The organism is Pontibacter mucosus, from assembly GCF_003054055.1.
In the GTDB taxonomy this organism is placed as follows: domain Bacteria; phylum Bacteroidota; class Bacteroidia; order Cytophagales; family Hymenobacteraceae; genus Pontibacter; species Pontibacter mucosus.
This window is the reverse complement of record NZ_QBKI01000001.1, coordinates 723,353-746,370: the sequence shown is the minus strand read 5'-3', so window position 1 is coordinate 746,370 and position 23,018 is coordinate 723,353. Positions and strand designations below refer to the sequence as shown.

At 52.6% G+C, this 23,018-nt stretch carries 19 protein-coding genes; 10 read left to right on the top strand and 9 right to left on the bottom strand.

Annotation, left to right across the window (positions count from 1 at the left end; translation table 11 throughout):
- The first annotated feature begins 9 nt into the window (after positions 1–9).
- The 6 genes from gldE to C8N40_RS03355 all read left to right on the top strand — a co-directional run bounded on the left by gldE (position 10) and on the right by C8N40_RS03355 (position 8,321).
- Positions 10–1,380 (top strand): gliding motility-associated protein GldE, encoded by a 1,371-nt coding sequence (gene gldE, locus C8N40_RS03385; RefSeq protein ID WP_245904977.1) that lies wholly within the window; start codon positions 10–12, stop codon positions 1,378–1,380.
- A 13-nt stretch (positions 1,381–1,393) separates the two neighbouring features.
- Positions 1,394–1,960, top strand: a complete 567-nt coding sequence (gldD, locus tag C8N40_RS03380) for a gliding motility lipoprotein GldD (protein WP_108210447.1) — start codon at positions 1,394–1,396, stop codon at positions 1,958–1,960.
- Between the two features lie 944 nt (positions 1,961–2,904).
- Positions 2,905–5,004 (top strand): ATP-dependent DNA helicase RecG, encoded by a 2,100-nt coding sequence (recG, locus tag C8N40_RS03370; RefSeq protein ID WP_108210446.1) that lies wholly within the window; start codon positions 2,905–2,907, stop codon positions 5,002–5,004.
- A 320-nt stretch (positions 5,005–5,324) separates the two neighbouring features.
- Entirely contained in the window at positions 5,325–6,038 is a 714-nt protein-coding gene (locus tag C8N40_RS03365) for a DUF4328 domain-containing protein (protein WP_108210344.1), read from the top strand.
- A gap of 112 nt (positions 6,039–6,150) precedes the next feature.
- On the top strand, positions 6,151–6,759 hold the full coding sequence (locus tag C8N40_RS03360; protein ID WP_108210343.1) for a dihydrofolate reductase family protein: 609 nt from the start codon (positions 6,151–6,153) through the stop codon (positions 6,757–6,759).
- A gap of 107 nt (positions 6,760–6,866) precedes the next feature.
- A complete protein-coding gene (locus tag C8N40_RS03355) occupies positions 6,867–8,321 on the top strand; it encodes a hypothetical protein (protein WP_108210342.1) in 1,455 nt (484 codons plus the stop codon).
- A gap of 1 nt (position 8,322) precedes the next feature.
- On the opposite strand, the gene C8N40_RS03350 is transcribed toward C8N40_RS03355, so the two are convergent.
- The 9 genes from C8N40_RS03350 to C8N40_RS03310 all read right to left on the bottom strand — a co-directional run bounded on the left by C8N40_RS03350 (position 8,323) and on the right by C8N40_RS03310 (position 19,233).
- A complete protein-coding gene (locus C8N40_RS03350) occupies positions 8,323–9,051 on the bottom strand; it encodes a glycosyltransferase family 2 protein (RefSeq protein ID WP_108210341.1) in 729 nt (242 codons plus the stop codon).
- Between the two features lie 181 nt (positions 9,052–9,232).
- Positions 9,233–11,017 (bottom strand): acyl-CoA dehydrogenase family protein, encoded by a 1,785-nt coding sequence (locus C8N40_RS03345; RefSeq protein WP_108210340.1) that lies wholly within the window; start codon positions 11,015–11,017, stop codon positions 9,233–9,235.
- 58 nt (positions 11,018–11,075) lie between these two features.
- Positions 11,076–11,432 (bottom strand): four helix bundle protein, encoded by a 357-nt coding sequence (locus C8N40_RS03340; RefSeq protein ID WP_108210339.1) that lies wholly within the window; start codon positions 11,430–11,432, stop codon positions 11,076–11,078.
- Positions 11,433–11,465: 33 nt separating this feature from the next.
- Positions 11,466–12,644 carry a thiolase family protein gene (locus C8N40_RS03335; RefSeq protein WP_108210338.1) on the bottom strand — a complete coding sequence of 393 codons (1,179 nt, stop codon included), beginning with the start codon at positions 12,642–12,644 and terminating at the stop codon, positions 11,466–11,468.
- Positions 12,645–12,876: 232 nt separating this feature from the next.
- Entirely contained in the window at positions 12,877–13,173 is a 297-nt protein-coding gene (locus C8N40_RS03330; protein WP_108210337.1) for a GIY-YIG nuclease family protein, read from the bottom strand.
- A gap of 99 nt (positions 13,174–13,272) precedes the next feature.
- The gene (locus C8N40_RS03325) at positions 13,273–15,675 is read right to left on the bottom strand and encodes a 3-hydroxyacyl-CoA dehydrogenase/enoyl-CoA hydratase family protein (RefSeq protein WP_108210336.1); all 2,403 of its coding nucleotides are present in this window, start codon (positions 15,673–15,675) and stop codon (positions 13,273–13,275) included.
- Positions 15,676–15,692: 17 nt separating this feature from the next.
- Entirely contained in the window at positions 15,693–16,133 is a 441-nt protein-coding gene (locus tag C8N40_RS03320; RefSeq protein WP_092105399.1) for a MarR family winged helix-turn-helix transcriptional regulator, read from the bottom strand.
- Between the two features lie 613 nt (positions 16,134–16,746).
- Positions 16,747–17,289: a hypothetical protein gene (locus tag C8N40_RS03315; protein ID WP_146173501.1), complete on the bottom strand. Its 543-nt coding sequence runs from the start codon at positions 17,287–17,289 to the stop codon at positions 16,747–16,749.
- Positions 17,290–17,475: 186 nt separating this feature from the next.
- Complete coding sequence (locus C8N40_RS03310; RefSeq protein WP_108210334.1) at positions 17,476–19,233, bottom strand: AMP-dependent synthetase/ligase; 1,758 nt, start codon at positions 19,231–19,233, stop codon at positions 17,476–17,478.
- A gap of 218 nt (positions 19,234–19,451) precedes the next feature.
- Here C8N40_RS03310 and C8N40_RS03305 point away from each other — a divergent pair, with 218 nt between their 5' ends.
- From C8N40_RS03305 to murQ, 4 genes are all read left to right on the top strand, one after another.
- Positions 19,452–20,621 carry a formimidoylglutamase gene (locus tag C8N40_RS03305; RefSeq protein WP_108210333.1) on the top strand — a complete coding sequence of 390 codons (1,170 nt, stop codon included), beginning with the start codon at positions 19,452–19,454 and terminating at the stop codon, positions 20,619–20,621.
- 152 nt (positions 20,622–20,773) lie between these two features.
- Entirely contained in the window at positions 20,774–21,034 is a 261-nt protein-coding gene (locus C8N40_RS03300; RefSeq protein ID WP_108210332.1) for a cytochrome b5 domain-containing protein, read from the top strand.
- A 71-nt stretch (positions 21,035–21,105) separates the two neighbouring features.
- Positions 21,106–21,978, top strand: a complete 873-nt coding sequence (locus tag C8N40_RS03295) for a BadF/BadG/BcrA/BcrD ATPase family protein (RefSeq protein ID WP_108210331.1) — start codon at positions 21,106–21,108, stop codon at positions 21,976–21,978.
- A 90-nt stretch (positions 21,979–22,068) separates the two neighbouring features.
- Positions 22,069–22,893 (top strand): N-acetylmuramic acid 6-phosphate etherase, encoded by an 825-nt coding sequence (gene murQ / locus C8N40_RS03290; RefSeq protein ID WP_108210330.1) that lies wholly within the window; start codon positions 22,069–22,071, stop codon positions 22,891–22,893.
- Positions 22,894–23,018 lie beyond the last annotated feature (125 nt).

Genomic DNA, 23,018 nt, shown 5'->3' with positions numbered 1-23,018 from the left:
AAAACAATCTTGGAAAGTACAGATTCCGGAGACCCCCTGAGTTACAGCTTACTCCAACTTTTACAGAGTTCTTTAACTCAACTCAGGATTGAATACCTGGTTGCCATTTCAGGCGGCCTGATCTTATTGCTGCTCTCGGCCCTGACCTCAGGTGCCGAGGCAGCATTTTTCTCTCTTTCGGAGCAGGAACTAGAGCAGTGCAAAACAAGCCAGCACCCCGCTGAGCAACGTGTGTACCGCCTCCTGCAGGACCCGCGCAAGCTTCTTACCACCATACTTATACTTAACAATGGCGTCAATGTAGCCATCATCACGCTGTTTGCCTACGTGGCCTGGCAGGTGTTCGGCACCATGACCTTGTCGGCCGGATCGCTGGCGATATGCCTGCTGTTTGCTACCTTCTTCCTGGTTTTTTGCGGGGAGGTGCTGCCGAAAGTATACGTGCAGCGGCACCGCATGCCGCTGGCCCGAAGCATGGCAAGTGTGCTCGACAGGCTGCAGTTCCTTATCCGGCCTTTCTCGTGGCTGCTTATCTCCATCAATGAGCTTGTAGATCGCAAGTACATCATCCGGGGGTATACAAATACTATTGAGGAATTGCACCACAGCCTGGATGTGGCCCTGATAAAAGCGGATACCTCGCCGGAGGAGCGCAGGATTCTGCGCGGGGTGGTAAACTTCGGGTCTATCTCGGTAAAACAGATCATGCGCCCGCGCATTGATATTGTGGCCTTCAACACCTCCATGACTTTTCCGGAACTGATGCCGGAAATAGTCAAGTGGGGCTACTCGCGCGTTCCGGTATACTCCGGAAGCACCGACCACATAGAAGGCATCCTTTACGTGAAGGACCTGTTGCCGCACCTGGGCAAGGGCCCGGACTTTGACTGGCAGCAGCTGGTGCGCCCTCCTTTTTTTGTGCCGGAGAACAGGCGCATCGCCGATCTTTTCCAGGATTTCAAGGAAAAGCATGTGCACATGGCCATCGTGATAAATGAGTATGGCGCTACAGTTGGCCTGCTTACCCTGGAGGACATTGTAGAGGAGATTGTGGGAGAGATCAACGATGAGTTTGACGACGATGATGATATCATTTACTCTCAACTCGACGAAAATACCTTTATCTTTGACGGCAAGACCTCGCTGCACGACTTCTGTAAGATAACAGAGGTGCCCTTTGATGCCTTTGACGAGGTAAAGGGCTCAAACGAGACAGTGGCCGGCCTGATGCTTACCTTATTCTCCGGGATTCCGAGGGCTGGGGAGGCAACAGCCTATGGCCGTTTCCACTTTACGGTAGAGTCGGCGGACACGAAGCGCGTAAAACGAGTAAAGATCAATGTCGCAAGCAAGAAAGAGAAGTATCATAAAGTTGGGTAGCCTGAAGGCGTTTATGTGGGCGGCCCTGGCCGCTGGTATCGTAGCCTGCAGCGGCACGGAGTATACGCCAAAACCGAAAGGCTATAACCGCATCGACCTGCCCTCCCATACTTACCAGCAACTGCAGGAAGCCCACCCTTATACGTTCGAGTACTCCAAGCACGCTAAAATCCGCCCGGACTCTTCCGGTATCGCCGAGCCGCATTGGATAAACATCATCTATCCCAGCCTGGGTGCCAATGTGCAGCTAACCTACAAGCAGCTGGAGAATGACGACAAGAAGCTGAATGACCTGGTGGAGGATGCCCGCAAGCTCACCTCCAAGCACCAGATCAAGGCCTATGCCATCGAGGAGGCAGAAATTAAAACGCCTTCCGGCGATATAGCCTCTGTGTTTGAGCTGGAGGGCGAGGTTCCCAGCCAGTTCCAGTTCTATGTAACCGACTCTACAGACAACTTCCTGCGCGGCGCCTTATACTTCCGCACCGCCACCCAAAACGACTCCCTGGCCCCGGTGATTGAGTTTGTGAAGAAGGATATCATCCATTTGCTGAATACGCTGGAGTGGAAGGAGATGTAGTTGTTGTTCTATAGGATAGAAAGTATAAATCGACAAATGCCAACATTTCTCAGCTTTATAATCATTGCTACCGGAGCCTTTACATGCTGGGCATTTAGAGGATTCGAAGGTAAATTCACTGATGAAATGGTCGGCCCTATTGAACTTACATCCCAAAAAAGAAGAAGAAATCTTATCATAGGTTCACTAGTAATTGCTTTTATACTTTTGATCATTTTTAAATTCAGCGAAAGCAGTCAACCACAGACAAGAGTAATTTTATTAGACAGCGTTAGTCCAGAGTAAAGTGAACACTTTGGCATATCCGATTGCCGTACCGGGTCCAACCACCCCTGGCCCCTCCTTATCTAAGGCGGGGAGCCTGTAACTGCTTTGGCTAAAGTATAAATTTCATAGCTTCAATTCTTGTCATCAGAAGGATAAACCCACCCCAGCCCCTCCCAAGAGGGGAATTTATACTTACTACTCTCTTGTCATCTCGAGCAGGGCGAGAGATCTATCGGGATTCTAATCAGATCTCTCCCGAAGGTCGAGATGACAGTAGGGGCAGCGGCTATCGAATTGATTCCCAGCCTTTGGGTTGAGCGCCTTCTAGATTTCCGGTGACGAGCGGCAGCGAGGCATTGCGACGCAGGAGCAAAGGAAGCGAAAGCAGCGCGATGCCCGAAGGCGAGGCCTCCCGGCCTGGGAGGGCACAAAGTATAAATGCGACAGTAGCTTATGTATGGCTGGAGGATAAGCGCCCGCTAGCAAGGATAGCATGTGTCCAATTGCAGGAAGCGGCGGTTTTGGAAGTATAAATCAGCAAGTATAAAAAGTATAGCCGAGGTATAAAGTATAATTACCAAGTATAAAGCCCAGCCAGCATTTACACCTGTCGGGGCTTTTGCTTATTTTTGTACTTTATACTTGCCATACTTTCACCCGATAGCAAGCCAAAGACTGTGAGCAACTTCTTCAACACCAAAATAGAATTCCTGAAGGGCGTAGGCCCCATGCGGGCGGAGCTGTTGCAGAAAGAACTCAGCATCTTCACCTACGGCGACCTGATCCAGCATTACCCTTTCCGCTATCTCGACCGCACCCAGTTCTACAAAGTAAGCGAGCTGGACGAAAGTATGCCTTATGTGCAGGTGCGCGGCCGCATCCGCGGAAAAGAGGTGATTGGCGAAGGCCGGAAGCAGCGCCTGGCCGCTACGCTGGTAGATGAGAACGGCGACCAGCTGGAGCTGGTGTGGTTTAAGGGCGTGAAGTGGATGGAAAAGACGCTGAAGAACCATACCGACTACATCGTGTTTGGCAAGCCCACCGAGTTCAACGGCAGGTTTAGTATGGCCCACCCGGAGCTGGAGGAACTGGCCGAGGAGAAACAAACGACCTCTTTTCTGCAGCCCGTCTACAACACCACCGAAAAGCTCAAAGCCCACCGCATCGATAGCAAAGTAATTGCTAAGATGATGGAGCATTTGCTGAAGGTGGCCCTTCCGCAGGTGCAGGAATCGCTGTCGCCGGAGCTGATTGATACCTATAAGCTAATGGACAAGCGCAGCGCTTATGCCAACATCCATTTCCCGGAGACGGTGGAGAAGTATAATGCGGCCAAGTTCAGACTCAAGTTCGAGGAGCTTTTTTACATACAGCTGCGCCTGTTCCGCCAGAAGGTGGTGCGCAAAGCCGACCTAAAGGGCCAGGTATTTAACCAGGTGCCCACCCTCAACGAGTTCTACAAAAACCACATGACCTTCGATCTGACAGGCGCGCAGAAGCGGGTGGTGAAGGAAATTTATGCGGACCTGACAGCGGGCAAGCAGATGAACCGCCTGCTGCAGGGCGATGTGGGCTCGGGCAAAACCATCGTGGCCTTTATCACCATGCTGATTGCCGCGGATAACGGGGCGCAGTCGGTGTTGATGGCGCCTACTGAGATTCTGGCCGACCAGCATTACGTGGGCCTGAAAGCCTTTGCCGATCGCCTGGGCATCAACCTGGGCAAACTTACCGGCTCTACCAAAGCCAGCGAGCGAAAGGTACTGCACGAGCAGCTGCGCTCCGGCGAGATGAAGATGATTGTAGGCACACACGCGCTGCTGGAGGACGTGGTGCAGTTCCAGAACCTGGGCCTGTGCATCGTGGACGAGCAGCACCGCTTTGGCGTGGAGCAGCGCTCCAAACTGTGGCGCAAAAACCCACGCATTATCCCACACGTGCTCGTGATGACAGCCACCCCTATCCCCCGCACCCTGGCCATGACGCTGTACGGCGACCTGGATGTATCGGTGATTGATGAGCTGCCGGCCGGTCGTAAGGAAATCGTGACCGTGCACCGCTTCGACTCGCACCGCCTGCGTGTGTTCCAGTTCGTGCGCGACCAGATAAAGCTAGGCCGCCAGGTATACATCGTGTACCCGCTCATCGAGGAGTCGGAGCAGATGGAGAACTACAAGGACCTGATGGACGGCTACGAAAGTATAAAACGCGCTTTCCCAGAGTACCAGGTAAGTATGGTGCACGGCAAACTGAAGCCGCAGGACAAGGACTACGAGATGCAGCGCTTCGTGAAGAAAGAGACGCAGATTATGGTGGCCACTACCGTAATTGAGGTGGGTGTAAACGTGCCGAATGCTTCTGTGATGATTATCGAGAGTGCCGAGCGCTTTGGCTTGTCGCAGTTGCACCAGCTGCGTGGGCGTGTAGGCCGGGGTGCCGAGCAGAGCTACTGCATCCTGATGACGGGCTACAAGCTGAGCAAAGATAGCAAGACCCGCCTTGAAACGATGGTACGCACCAACAACGGCTTCGAGATTGCCGACATCGACCTGAAACTGCGCGGCCCGGGCGATTTGATGGGAACACAACAAAGCGGCGTACTTGACCTGCTCATCGCCGACCTCTCCAAGGACGCGCCTATACTTCAGGAGGCCCGCGCCGCCGCCCAACGCGTGCTGCACCAGGACCCGCAACTGGAGAAACCCGAAAACGCCAACATCCGCCGCCACATTCAATCGCTGAGCGCCAATACTATTAACTGGAGCAGGATTAGCTGAGAAAGTTGGGGCTACTTATACTTTGGTTCCACGCGAAACAATAGGTAATTTCTTATACTAGAGAACGGGCTTCTTAACTGTTTTTCGTGTACTTCAAATACTATTAGATTCCTCTTCCTATTTGCCATTATTAGTGTTTTCACCATCAATTTGTACTGCAATAGCTGATTTCATGTGGGTGATAACATCTCCAAGACTTAATATAAAAATGAGAAAGGGTATTCCCCCTTAAATAAGTTCTAACTATCTTCCTACCCCATGCAGAAGCTTTGGCTTCATTGACTTTCAACGCTTATTACACTTTCCTTAATTCAAAAAGAATGAACCCTACAAAACCCAACGTACAACGTGCGAAGATGGCCATCGTGTTAATATGGGCTGTGCTTGTTGCGGAAGTATTGGCTTTTTTCTCCAGCTATTTGCAGTACGACTTGCTTCAAGCCGCATCGTCAGGCTTTATTTCGGAAGAGGCTGCAGCAGCCAACGATGCCAGGGAGCAGGCTATGGGAGGTATTTACTTCTTACTTTTTGTCGGTTCTGGCTTTGCTTTCCTTCTTTGGTTTAGAAGAGCCTACTATAACTTACAGCAGCGTACCGGGAATGCCTCATTCACGGACGGATGGGCAGTTGGTAGTTGGTTTGTTCCAATCCTTTGCCTCTTTCGTCCTTATCAGATCATGCGTGAGCTTTACCAGGATTCAAGGATGTTGCTTACAAAGACCGGGCACGAGTTCCCCCTAAAAACCACTTACCTTGGATCGTGGTGGGCACTATGGATTTTTAGTAATTTTCTCGGACAGATCTTGATGCGTTCTTATCTCAACACAGAATCGGTAGATGAACTGACCAACGCAACAATTGCCAGTATGTTAGGAAACGTGGTTGGTATTCCGCTCGCCTTGATTACGATAAAGGTAATCAAGGATTATGCAAGGGCGGAAAGACTACTTTACGAATCAGAAACGGGCGACAACGAGATAGCCGAATCCAGTGAAGAGGATTTCACTGGATTCGGATTATCACCTGTTTCTTAGCCTAAGAGAGTTTGTTTTTTCCATTGTAGATGTTTTCACCCACAATGTGTACTACAACAGCTAATTTCTTGCAGGTGATAACACCTACAAGGGCCTGAAAGAATAAAATAATATGAGGAAAATAATCGTATTAGAGTTTATTACTTTAGATGGAGTAATACAGGCACCTGGCGGACCTGAAGAAGATACATCAGGAGGTTTTGAATTTGGAGGTTGGGTGGCGCCTTATACAGATGAAGTCTCGGACAGAGTCATGGAAAAACACATGGAACCTGCAGATCTTCTTTTGGGCAGAAAGACATTTGAGATCTTTGCCAATTATTGGCCGGAGCACGAACATATATGGCTAGGTATTACTGATGTGACAAAATACGTGCTGTCGAATACTATAAAGGATTCGGACCCGATAGTTACCAGGTGGAAGAATTCTATTGTCCTCCATAGTCTGGCAGATATCGAGAAGCTTAAAAATTCACACGGGTCTGCTATCAAGGTTTGGGGTAGCAGTGAGCTGGCCCAGCTGTTGTTGAGGAATGATCTGGTGGACGAACTCTGGCTCAAAATCTATCCGTTGATTCTTGGTAAAGGGAAAAAGTTATTTGACAACGGCGCCGTTCCGGCAGCATTTACATTAGTAGAGAGTACGGTTACACCAAGTGGCGTCATCATCGCCAATTACAAGCGCGCAGGGGAAGTCAAGACAGGTACTGTGGGAACTTAAGGAGAAAAGCACGAAGCACTCACACCGGTTTCGGCTGCACGAGCATCATTCCCCACAACCAACACCTCACACCTCCGTTTTACCCTTATTACAAACTCAAATCACCCGTGAAAAAGCAGTTTACTCTTTCGCTTATACTTCTGTGCCTGCTCTGCCTGCCGCAGGCTATACTTGCCCAGTCCAAAATCAGGGCAGCGGTAGACTTTAACTATCAGCCCAACCCCGAAGTCGACCATTACAACCAGCGCCTGCCGCACAAATCCATCCCGGTGGGGCAGAACGAGTTTATACTTTTAAACCGCCAGGGCGATGGCCAATATACCGTGGAGAAATATAACGCGGACCTGAAAAAGCTTTGGGCAGCGGAGATACCCATGGCTGCAGGCGAGGAAGTGGATAAGTTCACAGCCGGGCAAGAGGCGGCGCTGGTGGTGACGCACCGGCAGGACGGCCAAAACCAGCTGCTCCACGCGCACCGCATTAACCTAAAAACGGGAAAAGCGGAGCAGCCGGTACAGCTCCTGGGGGCTCCGGCCAAAGGCCGCAGGGCTGGCGTGGCGGTGTCGGCTGACGGTACGCAGGTGCTGGCCTACCGCTTTCAAACCGACAACAGCTTCCAGATACAAAGCATCAGCGGCACGCTCTACAACGGCAGCCTGCAAAAGCAGCAGGACGTAAAGTATGACCTGAGCGACTTGCGCGGCATCCTGACCGCCGACATACAGGTGGGCAATGGTGGCGAGCAGTATGTGAACCTGATTTCGGACCAAATGAACCGCCTGAGCGTGCGCCAGTACAAGCCGGGCAGCAAGGAAGTCAGGGTGATGTCGGTGCTGGTGGGCGGCGTGTTTGGTGGCAAGAAAGTATACATCCGCGACACACGCTTCGAGCTGATGCCGAACGGGCAAATGTATGGCGCCGTGCTGACGGCTGACGAGAAAAGCGGCGGCTACTACAGCCTGAAGGCCGTGCAGTATGATTTCGAGAACGAGGACATGCGTTTTGCCGAGGAGTACATGTTCACCCCAGAGTATGTGCAAAAGGTAAATGCGCTGGATAAAACAAATAAAAGCAACTCCTTGCAGGACATTTACCTCACTGACCTGATCCTGACACCAGAGCGGCAACTGCTTATACTTGCCGAAAAGAAGTATACCGAGGGCGGGGAAAACTCACCATACTTTGCCAAAGAGCTGCACCTGTTCGCCTACGACGAGTACATGACCTTCGATTGGAACTCGGTGCTGATGAAGCAGCAGCAAGCCCCGGCTTCCGAAGGCTTTACCAGCATCTCCTACAGCTCCTACCTTAGCGGCAATACGCTGAACCTGCTTACGCTGGAGGAGCTCGGCGGGAAGTATGATTTATACTTGCGCCAGATAAACACCAACAATGGCAGCGCCACAGCCCCGCAGGGCCTTCGCCTCGGCATCCCGAATGATAAAAAGCTGGCTTATGTAAAGGATTACACCACCTGGCTGGCCGGCAAGGACATTGTGACGGTGCTACGTGGGGGAAAGAGAGCGGACAAGCTGCAGCTCACCCGCATCGAGGTGAGATAGCTTACAGCTTTAGCTGCTGCAGAAAGCGGGTTCGGAGCGACTCGCTTTCCTGTTTTTTGCGCATGCGTCGGGTAAACGAGGTCAGCTGCAGCAGCATGTGCGAAAAGCCCACGTAGTTCACAATATCCACATACATCTTAAACTCCTTGCGGGAGCCGTCCAGCACGCCCAGCTTATCCACTTTATAAGTGTTCATAGCCGACCAAGGCATCCAGCGCACTACCTTTTTGTGGCGCAACATGTAGCGGTTGATGGCCACCTCCAGCTGGTAAGACTTCAGCTTCTGGTTTAGCACCTGCTTCAGGTCAGCGGTTTTAAGTATACGCTCGCCGGACAGGAGCACATCGCTGCGGTACCACTTCACGAACCAGGGCGAGTTGATGCGGCGCAGGATAATCATATCCACAGAAGTATACTTCCGGTACGCCTCCAGGGCAGCTTCCAGCTCATACCTTCGCAGGTCCTGCAGGTCGGCATCCATCATCAGCAGGGTTTTATACTTTACCTGCCGGAGGCCTTGCCGGATAGCTTCGGTTTTACCCACGTTCTGCGGCAGCCGCACTACCTCCACCCCTGGCCAGTTGTGCTGTATGTAGTCGGCGGTACCGTCTTCAGAGCCATCATCCACACAAATTACCTGGGCAATATATTTTGTGCCCACCATAATGCGCAGCACCTGTCCGATGCGCTCCCGTTCGTTGTAGCAAGGTATAAGGCAAGTCACCTTCATAGTTCTGTTTTTGTACCAAGTGGCTGTTCCTCTAATACGTAAAATGTCTGCGACTACTACTGCCCCAAGTATAAAATTGATGCAGGATTTGCATTTTATACTTTAGTACTTTCTCTTTCTGACACAAAAAAAGGCTGCTACCTGTGGTAACAGCCTTTCCCTAACTATAAATGGTCAGAAATTAATATACATACTCATTTGCCTCTACCAGGGCAGCGGCAATGCGGCGGCGCGCTTCTTTGGTATTGTACAGGTCTTTCTTCGTGAAGCGCTTCAGGCCCATGAACAACAGGCGCTGCTCATCGCCTTCGGCCATCGCGGCAATGGCGTCTTTACCAGCCATAAAAGCCGAATCCACCGCATCGTTTACCGTCACACGCACGATGTCTATCTGGTTGGCCACGGCCTCTTCGCCTTTCTGGCTTACCAGTTTCTCCACGCGCAGCAGCGTGGATTCCGCCACGTAGGTCTTGATGGCCATGTCGGCAATGTTCATCAGGATTTCCTGCTCCTTGGCCAGCGAGTCCATGTACTTCTGCACCGCCGTGCCGGCCACCATCAGAATGGCTTTCTTCAGGTTGCGGATAGCCTTGTGCTCTGCTGTAAACAGGCCTTCCTCTTCCTCTCCGAAGTCCGGAATAGCCATCAGCTCCTGCTGCACCGCCTGCGCCGGGCCCATCAGGTCGAGTTCGCCTTTCATCGCCTTTTTCAGGATCATGTCCACGGTGAGCATGCGGTTGATCTCGTTGGTACCCTCAAAAATACGGTTGATACGGGAGTCGCGGTAGGCGCGGTCCATCGGGTAGTCGGCTGAGAAGCCGTAGCCACCGTAGATCTGTACGCCTTCGTCCACCACGTAATCCAGCACCTCCGAGCCTTCCACTTTCAGCATGGCGGCCTCGACGGCAAACTCGCGGGCAGCGCCCAGTAGTGCCTCGTTCTCATTCGCACCGCTGCTCAGCAACTCCTGCTCTTTGTGGTAAATGTCCATACCGGCGCGGTACAGGGCCGACTCTAAGCCGTAAATGCGAATGGCCTGCTCTGCCAGTTTGTGCCGGATAGCGCCGAACTTAGCGATAGGCAGCTTGAACTGGTGGCGCTCGTTGGCATACTTCACCGACAGGTCTGCCACTTTCTTAGCGGCTCCCAAGGTGGCAGCTCCTAGTTTAATACGACCAATGTTGAGGATGTTGAAGGCAATCAGGTGACCTTTACCGATCTCGCCCAGCACGTTCCCTTTCGGCACCTCGCAGTCCGTCAGGAACACCTGGCGGGTAGAGGAGCCTTTGATACCCATCTTATGCTCCTCATTGCCCAGGCTCAGGCCCGGGTAATTTTTCTCCACAATAAAGCCGGTGAACTTGTCGCCGTCTACCTGCGCAAACACGATGAACACATCGGCAAAGCCCGCGTTGGTAATCCACATCTTCTGACCGTTCAGGATGTAGTGCGTGCCTGCATCGTTGAGCACCGCCTTGGTCTTGGCCGCCAGGGCGTCAGAACCAGAACCCGGCTCCGTTAAGCAGTAAGCAGACGTCCACTCGCCGCTCACCAGTTTGGGGATATACTTGTTCTTCTGCTCCTCGGTACCAAAGTATAAAATAGGCAGTGTACCGATACCGGTGTGCGCCGCAAAGGCTACCGGGAACGAATGCCCGCCGCCTACCGACTCCGTTACCAGCAGCGAGGTGTTGAAGTCCATATCCAGGCCGCCGTACTGCTCCGGCATCGATACCGCGAACAGACCCAGCTCCCCGGCTTTCTTCATCAGCCCTTCCATCAGTCCCTCTTCGTGGTTGTCCAGCCTGTCCAGCAGCGGGTATACTTCCTCGCGCACAAAGTCCAGGCAAGTCTGGGCCATCATGCGCTGCTCCTCGTTAAATTCCTCCGGAATAAACACATCCTGCGGGTTGGTCTCCTTGATCAGGAATTCTCCACCTTTTATAGTTGCGGTTTTAGTTTCCATGGTTTTTAGATTTTTTGATTTTGTGACAAAGGACAAAAGACTTTTTATCCCTTAATATTTAATCATTGAGTCGACTTTGCAGATTGCTAATCTTCTTCTCCAGACTGTGGAGTAACTTGAGCAAATTATTAAGACTATCTTCGGACAAGTAGCCAAATTCTTTCGCCAATAATAACTGTGTTTCTACTTCATAGGCTGAGCCTAATGCTATACCCAGAAAATTTCGAAAGTCTTTGTTAGTGCTTCGAGCGGAGCCTTCGGCAATATTTGAAGCGATGGAAACGACAGCACGATTAACTTGACTTGTCAATCCATACTTCTCAAATTCAGGGAACTGTCTGGAGTGAAAATATACTTCTTTCGCAACAGCTATGGCTTCCTGCCATACTCTCAGTTCCCTGAAGTTATGCTTCATCTTTTGTCCTTTGTCAAATAGTCTTTTGTCAAGCTACTTTAGTAGCTCAAACACACCTGCCACGCCCTGGCCACCGCCTACGCAGGCTGTAACCAAGCCATACTTGCCGCCCGTGCGGCGCAGGTCGCTGAAGAGCTGCACACTCAGCTTGGCGCCGGAACAGCCCAGCGGGTGACCGAGCGCGATGGCCCCGCCATTGATGTTCAGCTTGTCCGGATCAAAGTCCAGGTGGCGCATCACGGCGATAGACTGCGCGGCAAAGGCCTCGTTCATCTCAATCAGGTCGATGTCGTTCAGGCTTAGGCCAGCCATTTTTAGGGCTTTCGGCACAGCGGCAATTGGGCCCATACCCATAATACGCGGGTCTACCCCTCCGGTACCGTAGCTTACCAGGCGCGCAATCGGCTCCAGGTTCAGCTCTTTTACCATGCGCTCGCTCATCACAATCACAAAGGCGGCTCCGTCGGATGTCTGGGACGAGTTACCGGCTGTTACCGTACCGCCTGCGGCAAACACGGGCTTAAGGCGGGCCAGTGCCTCCATCGATGTATCAGCACGTGGGCCTTCGTCGGTGTCTACCACAAACGAGCGGGTCTTCTTCTTGCCATTTTCGTCCACGTAGGTTTCTTCCACGGTTACTGGCACGATCTGGTCTTTGAAGTAGCCGTTTTGGATGGCGTTAATAGCCCGCTGATGCGACTTAAAGGCAAACGCATCCTGGTCTTCACGTGAAACATTGTAATCGGCAGCCACCGCCTCAGCCGTTAGGCCCATGCTCAGGTACCAATCCGGGTTCTTCTGGGCAATTTTGTAGTTCGGCACCGTCTTCCAGCCCGCCGTTGGCACCAGCGACATCGATTCGGTACCACCCGCCACGATACAGTCGGCCATGCCAGCCGCGATGCGGTTAGCGGCAATAGCGATTGTTTCCAGGCCGGAGCCGCAGTAACGGTTTACCGTCATGCCGCTTACCGACATCGGCAGCGCCAGAAGCGAAATCATACGGCCAATCTGCAGGCCTTGCTCCGCCTCCGGCACCGCGTTGCCCACAATCAGGTCGTCTACGCGCTCGGGGTCAAGGGCTGGCACAGAAGCCAGGAGGTGTTTGATGACGTCAGCAGCCAGGTCATCAGGTCTGGTGAACCGGAATCCGCCACGGTTGGCCTTGCCTACTGCGCTACGGTATCCGGCTACGATATATGCATTGTTCATTTTGATGCTCTTTTATAGTTTATACTATCACTATACTTTCAGTTTTACCCTATCATCTGGTCGAGTTGGGGAGTAGCCTCGGCTTAACCTCCCTTCCACCAAGTTTCTTTCAGAATGACAGATTTGAGGCCTGCTTATTAGAAAGAATGACAGCAATTGTATACTTATACTTAGTACCTTTCCTCTTTTGTCATCTTGTAAAGATCTTGGTGGCTGGGAGATGCAGGCTGGCTTAATCCTCAACCTTCAGAAACTGTAAGTGTGGATTCTCCTTTCTGATGAGCTCCAACTTTTGCTCCCGACTCAGCAACTTCAGCTCCTTCTCCCGCTCTATGGCATACTGCACGTAAGTGTGGCGCTCATAGTACAGAAGCTTATAGCAGTAATAGCGACCGGCAAAGGTTTCGGGCTTACCGCGGTTTTCCTTGTGCTGCTCCAGCCTTACTACCAAGTCATTTGTCACCCCAACATAGAGTACTGTTTTACCCGGGTTGGTGGTGATATAGACAAAGTAGTTGTGGCTTTTCATGGCTGACACTTAACCTAACTTCTACCAAGATCCTTACAGGATGACAAAGAACGAATAAATTATGAGCGACCTTACCTGCCACTCATACTTCTTATAGCATTAATTCCGCAGCGGCTTACCAGTTGTCAGGATGCTCTGGATGCGCTCGAGTGTTTTGCGCTCACCCGTCAGCGACAGGAAGGCCTCGCGCTCCAGATCCAGCAGGTACTGCTCGCTCACCTCGGTTGGGGCCGACAAATCGCCGCCGCACATCACGTAAGCCAGTTTCTGAGAAATCTTCAGGTCGTGCTCCGACATGTAGCGGCCAGTATACATAGCGTTGGCTCCTGTCAGGAACATACCCAGGGCACCGCGGCCCTGCACCTTGATGTTAGTACGCGGCACCGGTTTGGTGTAGCCAGCCTCTGCCAGCAGTATAGCCTGCGCTTTGGCATCGGCAATCTGGCGGTTGCTGTTGATGGAAATACCGTCGCTCTGGCGCATGTAACCCAGGTCAATAGCCTCTTTGGCCGAGGTAGAAACCTTCGCCATGCCGATGTTGAGGAACACGTTTTTCAGGTCGTTCAGCTCGATATCGCCATCAGCGTACATGTCAGCCGCACGCAACGTCATCTCCTTAGTGCCGCCACCGCCTGGTATCAGGCCCACACCGAACTCCACCAGGCCCATATAGGTCTCAGCGGCCGCCTGGATGTGGTCCACGTGCAGGTTCAGCTCGCAGCCACCGCCCAACGTCAGGCCATGCGGCGCGCCCACTACCGGGATAGCCGAATAGCGCATGCGCATCATTGTGTTCTGGAACTGGCGGATGATCATGTTCAGCTCGTCGTAATCCTGGTCGATGGCATACATGTAAATCAGCCCCACGTTGGCACCGGCAGAGAAGTTAGCCCCCTGGTTGCCCACTACCATCCCACGGAAATCTTTTTCGGCCAGCTCGATGCCCTTGTTCAGCGCCATGATCACGTCGCCGCCCATGGTGTTCATTTTGGTGTGGAACTCCACGTTCAGGATGCCGTCACCAAGGTCAGTTATAGTTGCGCCGGTGTTTTTCCAGATAACTTTGTTCTCGCGCAGGTTATTCAGGATGATGAAGTTCTCGGCGCCCGGTATGGCTTTATACTCTTTGCTCTGGATGTCGTAGTAGCGGCGCTGCCCGTTTTCTACAATGTAGAAGGACTCTTTGCCGCGCTCCAGCATCTCCTCTACCCAACGGGCAGGCTGGTAGCCGTTCTCGAGCATGCGCTGCACGCCTTCGCGGGCACCAATGGCATCCCAGTACTCAAACGGACCAAGCTCCCAGCCAAAGCCGGCACGCATGGCGTCGTCTATTCTGTAAAGCTCGTCAGAGATCTCCGGGATGCGGTTGCTCACGTACTGGAACAGGCCGTAGAGCGACTCGTTGAAGAATTGCGCGGCTTTGTCGGACTGGCCGGAGAATGCCTTTATGCGCTTCTTCAAGTCTTCAATTGGCTTAAGTACCTCCAGGCTCTGGAATTTGGCTTTCTGCTTCGGCCCATACTCCAGCGTGTTCAGGTCCAGCGTCAGGATCTCGGTTTTGCCGCTCGCGTCCTTTGTCTTTTTATAGAAGCCCTGGCCGGTTTTATCGCCCAACCATTTGTTCTCTACCATCTTCTGCAGGTAGTCCGGCAGCCTGAACAGCTCTCTTGATTCGTCGTTCTCGCCGGTCTGGTACAGGCCGTTGGCTACGTTTGCCAGGGTATCCAGTCCCACTACATCCAGTGTGCGGAAGGTGGCCGATTTCGGACGGCCGATGATCGGGCCGGAAATACGGTCCACCTCGTCCACGTTCAGGCCTAGCTTGTTCATCACCTGCAGGCCCTGCATGATGGCGTAAATGCCCACACGGTTGGCGATAAAGGCCGGCGTGTCTTTGGCTAGCACGGTAGTCTTGCCCAAGTATAAATCGCCGTAGTGCATCAGGAAGTCTACCACTGCCGGATCGGTTTCCGGTGTCGGGATGATCTCCAGAAGCTTCAGGTAGCGCGGCGGGTTGAAGAAGTGCGTACCGCAGAAGTGCTTTCTAAAATCGTCGGAGCGGCCTTCCAGCATCAGGTGGATCGGAATGCCCGAGGTGTTGGAGGTGATGAGCGTGCCCGGATTGCGGTGCTGCTCCACCTGGTCGTACACCAGTTTCTTTATCTTCAGGTTCTCCACCACCACCTCAATGGTCCAGTCGGCGGTGGCGATGTCCTTCATGTTGTCCTCAAAGTTGCCTGTCTGTATCAGGCGCGCGTCAGCCTTGCGGTAAATCGGTGAGGGGTTTGATTTCAGGGCCGCATCCAACGAGCTGTTCACGATGCGGTTGCGCACCTGCTTGCTTTCCAGCGTCAGGCCTTTCTTTTCCTCGTCGGGCGTCAGCTCTTTCGGCACGATGTCGAGCAGCAGCACCTGCACCCCGATGTTGGCGAAGTGGCAGGCGATACGCGAGCCCATCACCCCGGAGCCAAGCACGGCTACCTTTTTAATAATTCTTTTCATAGAATAGCGATAGTTGTCTATGGGTTAAAGATTTCCTTGTTTTCGATCATACTTTGGATGCGGCCGCATACTTTCAAAAACACATCCAGCTCTTCCTGCGGCACTTGCTCGCGCACCTTGTGGTTAAACTGCTTCACAGTCTGGCGCGACACCTCCTTCTTCTCCAGTCCCTTCTCTGTTAAAAAGATGCGCACCAGGCGCTTGTCGTTCGGGTCGGATACTTTGTAGATAAGGTTTTTCTCCTCCATACTTTTGAGAATGCGGGTGAGGCTGCGCGCCTCCAGCCCCAGCAGCGGGGCAATCTTGGTGGCAGGCGTGCCCTGCTCCTGGTCGATGTTGAGCAGCACGAACCCGATGGAGGTGGTAATATCGTTCTTCACGGCCTCCACATTATACATACGGGAGATAGCGTGCCAACATACTTTAAAATTATAGTCTACTGTTTCTTCCGGCTTCATCGTCATACATGGTGTATACCAAATATAAGTAAATTTGTTATGCAAGCATACCTTTTTAACAAAAAATTAATTTGCTCTCAGGCATGCGGTACCCGGGATTATGTTACAATCAGCACAAGTATAGTTATACTTTATACTAACTGATGAGTATGGTTATAGTTTCAGGAAAGTATGGAAGGGCCCCTTTTATTTCCCTTTTGTCATCCTGAAAGCCGAAAATCCCGCACTTGTTTTGGGTGATCCTGCCAGTGTGTGGCATTAGCTAGCCTCTCGGGGAAAAAGCCTGCTGCTGCTAATGCCCTCGCTCGTCTCCGGCGAGTGTGAGGTATGATGGTGGCGTCACGCCGCCTCGTGCAGAATGAATAAGGCGGCAGAAGTATAAAGTATAAATTTGTGGCCAGAGGCCGTGGGATAGCGCACACTCGCCGGAGGCGAGCGAGAGGATGGGGTTGCTTCGTTCTGAAATTTGCCTGTTATGTATGGCGCGAGCGTCCACGCCCGTGACTAGCTATGGTTTGGGCCTCCGCCCCAGTCGGATTACAAATCCGACCTCATAAATGAGACACGGGTTGCAAACCCGCGCCGGCAAGTTGTGTGGGAGGGCCTGCAAAGTTTATAAGCTGTCGAGCAAGGCTTGACTTGGCGTAAAATTAGGCGGAGGAAGTATAACGTCTTTAGCCGTGCTAAACTGGTGGTTACTATTAGGCACTAACTCTTGTTCTTCAACAAGAGTCAACAAGTCCAAAATCCTTTTCCATACTCTGGCACTCAGCGCACCTTTCATCCGAATTTCTCCATTATACATGGTAAATAATATAGAGACGTATGAAGCATGCTCCTCATCAGGCTGCACCGACTTTAAGGTGTTAAAATCGGTGGCATCAAGTATAGCATATACTTTGTTCATCTGTAAGGAGTCTAACTTACCCATGTAATTAGCCTTTATGGGACAACAGTACCGCTCCCTCAAACGATAGTAGAATGTGCCGTCCTTGAGAATCTCTACATCTTTATCAAATCCCTCTCTGTTAAAGCCTTGCATGATAGAGAATGTAATTTTCTCGAAGTGTGTGTCTTTTTCTTTTCCCGCTTTTTCTGATTCCTTAACTACTGCTTCACTCTGCTGCCCTCTGCACGAGAGACAGGTTACTACCACGAAGAAAAGTATAAACCGGACCATTTGCGTTGATGAAAAAGTACAGAGACTACAAAAAAATCATCCTGAAAGAATCCTGGCAGAAGTATAAACTACCTCCGACCAGGCTCCATTCAGGATGAAAAATTAGGCTGATGAAGTATAGACAGCAACCATTGCGGCGCCGGTTATACTTCGGTTTATACTTTAATACAGGCTTTCGATCACGTCCTTGTAGTTGGCTGTGATCACCTTGCGCTTCACCTTCAGGGTTGGCGTCAGCTCGCCGCTCTCCACGGTCCACATTTTGGGGATGAGGGCAAACTTCTTCACGGTTTCATACTGCGCCAGGCCTTTGTTGGCCTTTTCTATCTCACGCTTAAACTTCTCGAGCACCTCCGGATGCTTGATCATCTCCTCATCGGACGTATACTTGATGCCCTTGTGGTTGGCCCAGTCCTGCAAGCCCAGGAACGAGGGCACGATGAGCGCGGAGGCATACTTGCGGCCGTCGCCTATCACCATCACCTGCTCTATCACCACAGACTCCTTCAGTTTGTTCTCGATAGGCTGCGGCGCCACGTACTTGCCGCCGGAGGTCTTAAACATCTCTTTCTTGCGGTCGGTAATCTTCAGGTACTTGCCCTGTATCATCTCGCCGATGTCGCCGGTGTGGAACCAGCCATCCTCGTCGATTACCTCTGCCGTGAGATCCGGCTTTTTGTAGTAGCCTTTCATGATGTGCGGCCCGCGGGTCAGGATTTCGCCGTCTTCGGCAATCTTTACCTCCACGCCGTCGATGGCCATGCCTACGGTTCCGATCAGGTTATTCTCCGGCTCGTAGCGGTTCACCGAGATTACCGGCGAAGTTTCTGTGAGTCCGTAGCCTTCCATCACGCGGATGTTGGCCGCCCAGAAAACCCGCGCCAGGCGTGGCTGCAGCGCGGCGCCACCCGACACGATCACTTTCACGTTGCCGCCCAGAGCTTCGCGCCACTTGCTGAAGATGATCTTGTTGGCCAGGTCCAGCTGCTTGTTGTACCACCAGCCCTGGTCGGTCTGTGTGTCATACTTCAGGCCCAGCTCCAGCGCCCAGAAAAACAGCTTACGCTTCACGCCCGTCAGCTCCATACCAGCCGCCACGATCTTGTCGTATACTTTCTCCAGCAGGCGCGGCACGGTAGTGAACAGGTGCGGCTTTACTTCCTTCAGGTTATCGGCCACCTTCTCTATACTTTCGGCATAGTAGATGGACACCCCGATGCGGAAGTACAGGTACAGCAGCATGCGCTCGAATACGTGGCAGAGCGGCAGGAAGCTCAGCGCGCGGTGGGTATGATCTACCGGCACGTAGGCCAGCGTACCGCGCACGTTGCTCATCAGGTTGTCGTGCGTCAGCATTACCCCTTTCGGGTTGCCGGTGGTGCCGGAAGTATAAATGATGGTCAGGACATCGTCCGGGGAAACGGCGGCTTTCAGCGGCTCCAGCTGTGCTACCTCCTCTTTCACACCCAGTTCCAGCACCTCTTTCCAGTTTTTGGCCCCGTGTATGTCATCGAACGTATAAATCTCCTTGATGCCCGCTATGCCCTCGGTGGCGGCCACCACCTTGTTGTAAAGCCCTGCATCGGCCACGAAGATGATCTTTACCTCTGCATCGTTGAAAATGTAGCGATAGTCCTCCTCGGTAATGGTAGGGTACATGGGCACGCTGATGGCCCCTATCTGCTGAATGCCGAAATCCACCAGCACCCACTCCGGCCGGTTGAACGAGACGATGGCTACTTTGTCATCCTTGCCAACACCCAGCTTCAGCAGGCCGAGGCTTACCTGGTTGGCATACTCGAGCACATCGCTGGTAGTATACTTTTGCCAGGTGCCGTTTACCTTAGCCGCTAAACAGTCGGGCTTGGGGAATTGCTGCATCTGGTTAGGCAGAAGGTCGAAGGTCCGGGTTAGGTTCATAGTGTATCTTAAGCAAAGGTGTTTTGATTAGGTTTAAAACGGGCCTTTATACAGGATAAACGACCTGTTACACATGCATTTTAATTATTTTTTTCGAATTCTGCCACGTCAGGCCATATAAATATTTCCTGTATAGTATATTTATACTTTTAGAACCTGGGCCACGAACATGGGTTACCCTGTGTTTGCGGCCTATACTTTGAGAACAAGATTTGCCCATGAACCTATCCATATTTTTTGAGCCGCTAAACGAGGATGTTTTTGCCGCCCTGCACAAACCCCGCACCCTCGGCTCCTACATCAGCCGCTTCGTGAGCAAGTTTCCGGACTGGCGTGCTGCCGACATAGCCATACTTGGCGTAAACGAAACACGCGGAAGCAACACCACCGAAGAAGGGGCGGAAGATGCTGCGGCCCCTTCCCCCGCCCGCCTTGTGCGCAAAAGGCTCTATGACCTGAACAAAGGCGCCGGCCGCTGCCACATCGTGGACCTGGGCAACCTGCGCCCCGGCATTACGCTGGAGGACACGCACCTGCGCCTGAAGGAGATTGTGGAAGTGCTCATCTCGCACAACACCATTCCCGTCATCATCGGCGGCTCGCAGGATTTGGAGTATGGCCAGTACATGGGCTACGAGCACCTGGAACGCGCCGTGAACATGGTTACCGTGGACAGCCGCGTGGATATGAGCGAAGACAGCGACGAGGCCCCCAACAGAAGGCAGCTGCGCCAGATACTCATGCACGAGCCCAACTACCTCTTCAGCCTGAGCCAGATCGGGTACCAGTCATACTTTGTGGAGCCGGAGGTGATGGCCACGTTCGAGAAAATGCACTTTGAGGCTTACCGCGTGGGCGAGGTGCACCGGAGTGTGCAGGAGATGGAGCCCGTGGTGCGCGTGGCCGACCTGCTGACGTTCGACATCTCGGCCATCCGCCACCAGGATGCCCCGGCCAGTGAGCCCGCCAACCCTTTTGGGTTGACCGGCGAGGAGGCCTGCCAGATTTGCTGGTACGCCGGCCTGAACGACAATCTGACCTCGCTGGGCATCTATGAGTATAACCCCGCCCTCGACGACCGCGAGCTGACCGCCATGACCGTGGCCACCATGATCTGGTACTTTATCGAAGGCTTTTACCACCGCAAAAACGAGACGGACTTTAACGGGCGTAGCTTCACCAAGTATGCTGTGGCCTTCAACCACGACAACCCCGACCGCATGATCTTCTACAAAAACCGGAGCAGCGAAAAGTGGTGGCTGGAGGTGGAGCCGCTCAGCCCCGACAAGGGCAGCCGCATCGTACCCTGCAGCTACGAGGATTACCTGCAAGCCACTAAAGGCGAGGTACCTCACCGCTGGATACTGACGCAGGCAAGAATCGGGTAATTTTATCGTTTGGGGTTTAAAATACGGAGACGTGAAGATGCTTGAAGTCTTTAAGCGCTGGAATTGAAGGATAATTGCGCTAACCAAGTATAAATCATTTCTTGGCGCACTATTTTCAAATCTTCAAATTCCCACATCTCCTCATCTAAAGCATGACTTTACCAGAATACACGCTGCAACAACTGGCGCTACGCAACGGGCAGGACCGCGACGAAGTATGGGTAGCCTACCAGGGTGTTATCTACGACGTGAAAAAATCGAGGCTTTGGCGGAACGGGAAGCACTATGAGCACTGGGCCGGGCAGGATTTAACAGAAGAACTGGCCGATGCACCGCATAATGCCAATGTTTTTGATAAATTTGAGGCTGTGGGGCTTGTCAAGAATTCTGCTTACCGTAGTTCGCAGAGTTAACAGAGCTAAAAATAAAACCGTATATTGGTGTCACGACTTGTTTAAACATTAAAATAAATCAAAATAAACAAATGATATTTATAGCTGATAGCGGCTCTACTAAAACAGACTGGCGCATCGTAACGCAAGACACTGTGCTGGGCCAGGCACAGACTGCCGGATTTAACCCGATGTACCAGGAGACAGACGAGATTTTCCAGGAAATAAACGATGTGCTGCTACCACAGCTAAGCGATAAGAACCCGGAGGCCATCTACTACTACGGCGCAGGCTGCAGCTCGCCAGACCGTAACAAGCGCGTGGAAGACGCTTTGCTCCGCGCTTTCCCGGATGCGGCTGTATTTGTGGAGCACGACCTGCTGGCTGCCGCCCGTGCGGTTTGCGGCCGTCAGGCTGGTATTGCCTGTATCCTGGGTACCGGCTCCAACACCTGCCTCTACGATGGTACCGATATCATAGACAACGTGCCGTCGCTGGGCTTCCTGCTGGGCGACGAGGGCAGCGGCGCTTACATGGGCAAGCTGCTGATAAAGGCGTACCTGTACCGTGAGCTGCCGGAAGACCTGGCCACTTCGCTCAAGAACACCTACAACCTGACCAAAGACGGCATCCTGGACACGCTTTACAGCTCTGCCATCCCGAGCCGCTACATGGCTACCTTTGCCAGGTTCATGCACGACAAGCAGAAGCACCCGGTTATCCACGGCATGATCTACGAAAACTTCTCGGAGTTCTTTGAGCGCCATGTGGTAAAGTATGAGGGCCACGAGACCCTGCCGGTTAACTTTGTGGGCTCCATCTCCTACTTCTTCAGCGATATTCTGAAGCAGGTAGCCAAGAAATATGGCCTGCACGTGAACACCATCCTGCAGAGCCCAAGCCAGGGCCTGATCCAGTACCACCAGGAGCTCCTGCAAGCGTTCGGCTCTCCTAAGAAAGCATAAATAGCCTCTAAAATGAAGTATGGCGCGATGGTTTAACAGCTGTCGCGCCATATTTTAAACCTATCATACTCTTAAAACTATACTTTAACGGTGTCTACTACAGAAACAACGTCCAACTACGACGGCCTGGAGCACATGAGTGTGCATGAGCTGCTCGTAAACATCAACCGCGAAGACAAAACCGTGCCGCTGGCCGTAGAAAAAGCCATTCCGCAGCTGGAGCGGCTGGTAAACGCCACGGTGGAGCGCCTGCAGCAGGGAGGCCGCCTGTTCTACATCGGGGCCGGCACCAGTGGCCGCCTGGGTGTGGTGGATGCCTCGGAGTGCCCTCCTACCTACGGTGTGCCGCACGGCATGGTAGTAGGCATCATGGCGGGCGGTGATTCGGCCATCCGCAAGGCGGTGGAGTTTGCCGAGGACGACGAGGAGCAGGCCTGGAAAGACCTGCAGGAGCACGACATCAACGAGAAGGACATTGTAGTGGGCATCGCTGCCTCAGGGCGCACGCCATACGTTATCGGTGGGTTGAAGGCCTGCCGTGAGCGCGGTATTGCTACCGGATGCGTGGTTTGCAACGCCGGCAGTGCCGTGGCCGCTGCCGCAGACTTCCCGGTAGAGGTAGTGACGGGACCAGAATTCGTGACTGGCAGCACCCGCATGAAAGCTGGCACCGGACAGAAACTGGCGCTCAACATGCTCACCACCTCCACCATGATCAAACTGGGCCGCGTGAAAGGCAACAAGATGGTAGACATGCAGCTCTCCAACCTGAAGCTGGTAGACCGCGGCACCCGCATGGTGATGGAGGAGCTCGGAATAGAACAGGAAGAGGCAGGCGCCCTGCTTAAAAAGTATGGCAGCGTGCGCAACGCTGTGGACGCCTACCGCAACAGCAACCGCCATCAGGTTTTATAAGCCGCAGAAAACAGCAAGAGCCGGAGCAAACACTCCGGCTCTTTTTATTTAATGCCTGTTGTATCTTTATCGGTTGCCTGTAGTAGTTAAAGTATAACTCGTCCCAGACAGAGGATTTACTTTAA

What these genes read in the sequence shown, in the direction of transcription:
- C8N40_RS03335 (WP_108210338.1), bottom strand. Translation starts at nt 12,644, where the DNA reads ATGAACAATGCATATATCGTAGCCGGATACCGTAGCGCAGTAGGCAAG.
- gldD (WP_108210447.1), top strand. Translation starts at nt 1,394, where the DNA reads ATGTGGGCGGCCCTGGCCGCTGGTATCGTAGCCTGCAGCGGCACGGAG.
- C8N40_RS03360 (WP_108210343.1), top strand. Translation starts at nt 6,151, where the DNA reads ATGAGGAAAATAATCGTATTAGAGTTTATTACTTTAGATGGAGTAATA.
- C8N40_RS03350 (WP_108210341.1), bottom strand. Translation starts at nt 9,051, where the DNA reads ATGAAGGTGACTTGCCTTATACCTTGCTACAACGAACGGGAGCGCATC.
- C8N40_RS03330 (WP_108210337.1), bottom strand. Translation starts at nt 13,173, where the DNA reads ATGAAAAGCCACAACTACTTTGTCTATATCACCACCAACCCGGGTAAA.
- C8N40_RS03325 (WP_108210336.1), bottom strand. Translation starts at nt 15,675, where the DNA reads ATGAAAAGAATTATTAAAAAGGTAGCCGTGCTTGGCTCCGGGGTGATG.
- C8N40_RS03310 (WP_108210334.1), bottom strand. Translation starts at nt 19,233, where the DNA reads ATGAACCTAACCCGGACCTTCGACCTTCTGCCTAACCAGATGCAGCAA.
- C8N40_RS03340 (WP_108210339.1), bottom strand. Translation starts at nt 11,432, where the DNA reads ATGAAGCATAACTTCAGGGAACTGAGAGTATGGCAGGAAGCCATAGCT.
- C8N40_RS03305 (WP_108210333.1), top strand. Translation starts at nt 19,452, where the DNA reads ATGAACCTATCCATATTTTTTGAGCCGCTAAACGAGGATGTTTTTGCC.
- C8N40_RS03345 (WP_108210340.1), bottom strand. Translation starts at nt 11,017, where the DNA reads ATGGAAACTAAAACCGCAACTATAAAAGGTGGAGAATTCCTGATCAAG.
- C8N40_RS03320 (WP_092105399.1), bottom strand. Translation starts at nt 16,133, where the DNA reads ATGAAGCCGGAAGAAACAGTAGACTATAATTTTAAAGTATGTTGGCAC.
- C8N40_RS03300 (WP_108210332.1), top strand. Translation starts at nt 20,774, where the DNA reads ATGACTTTACCAGAATACACGCTGCAACAACTGGCGCTACGCAACGGG.
- C8N40_RS03295 (WP_108210331.1), top strand. Translation starts at nt 21,106, where the DNA reads ATGATATTTATAGCTGATAGCGGCTCTACTAAAACAGACTGGCGCATC.
- C8N40_RS03365 (WP_108210344.1), top strand. Translation starts at nt 5,325, where the DNA reads ATGAACCCTACAAAACCCAACGTACAACGTGCGAAGATGGCCATCGTG.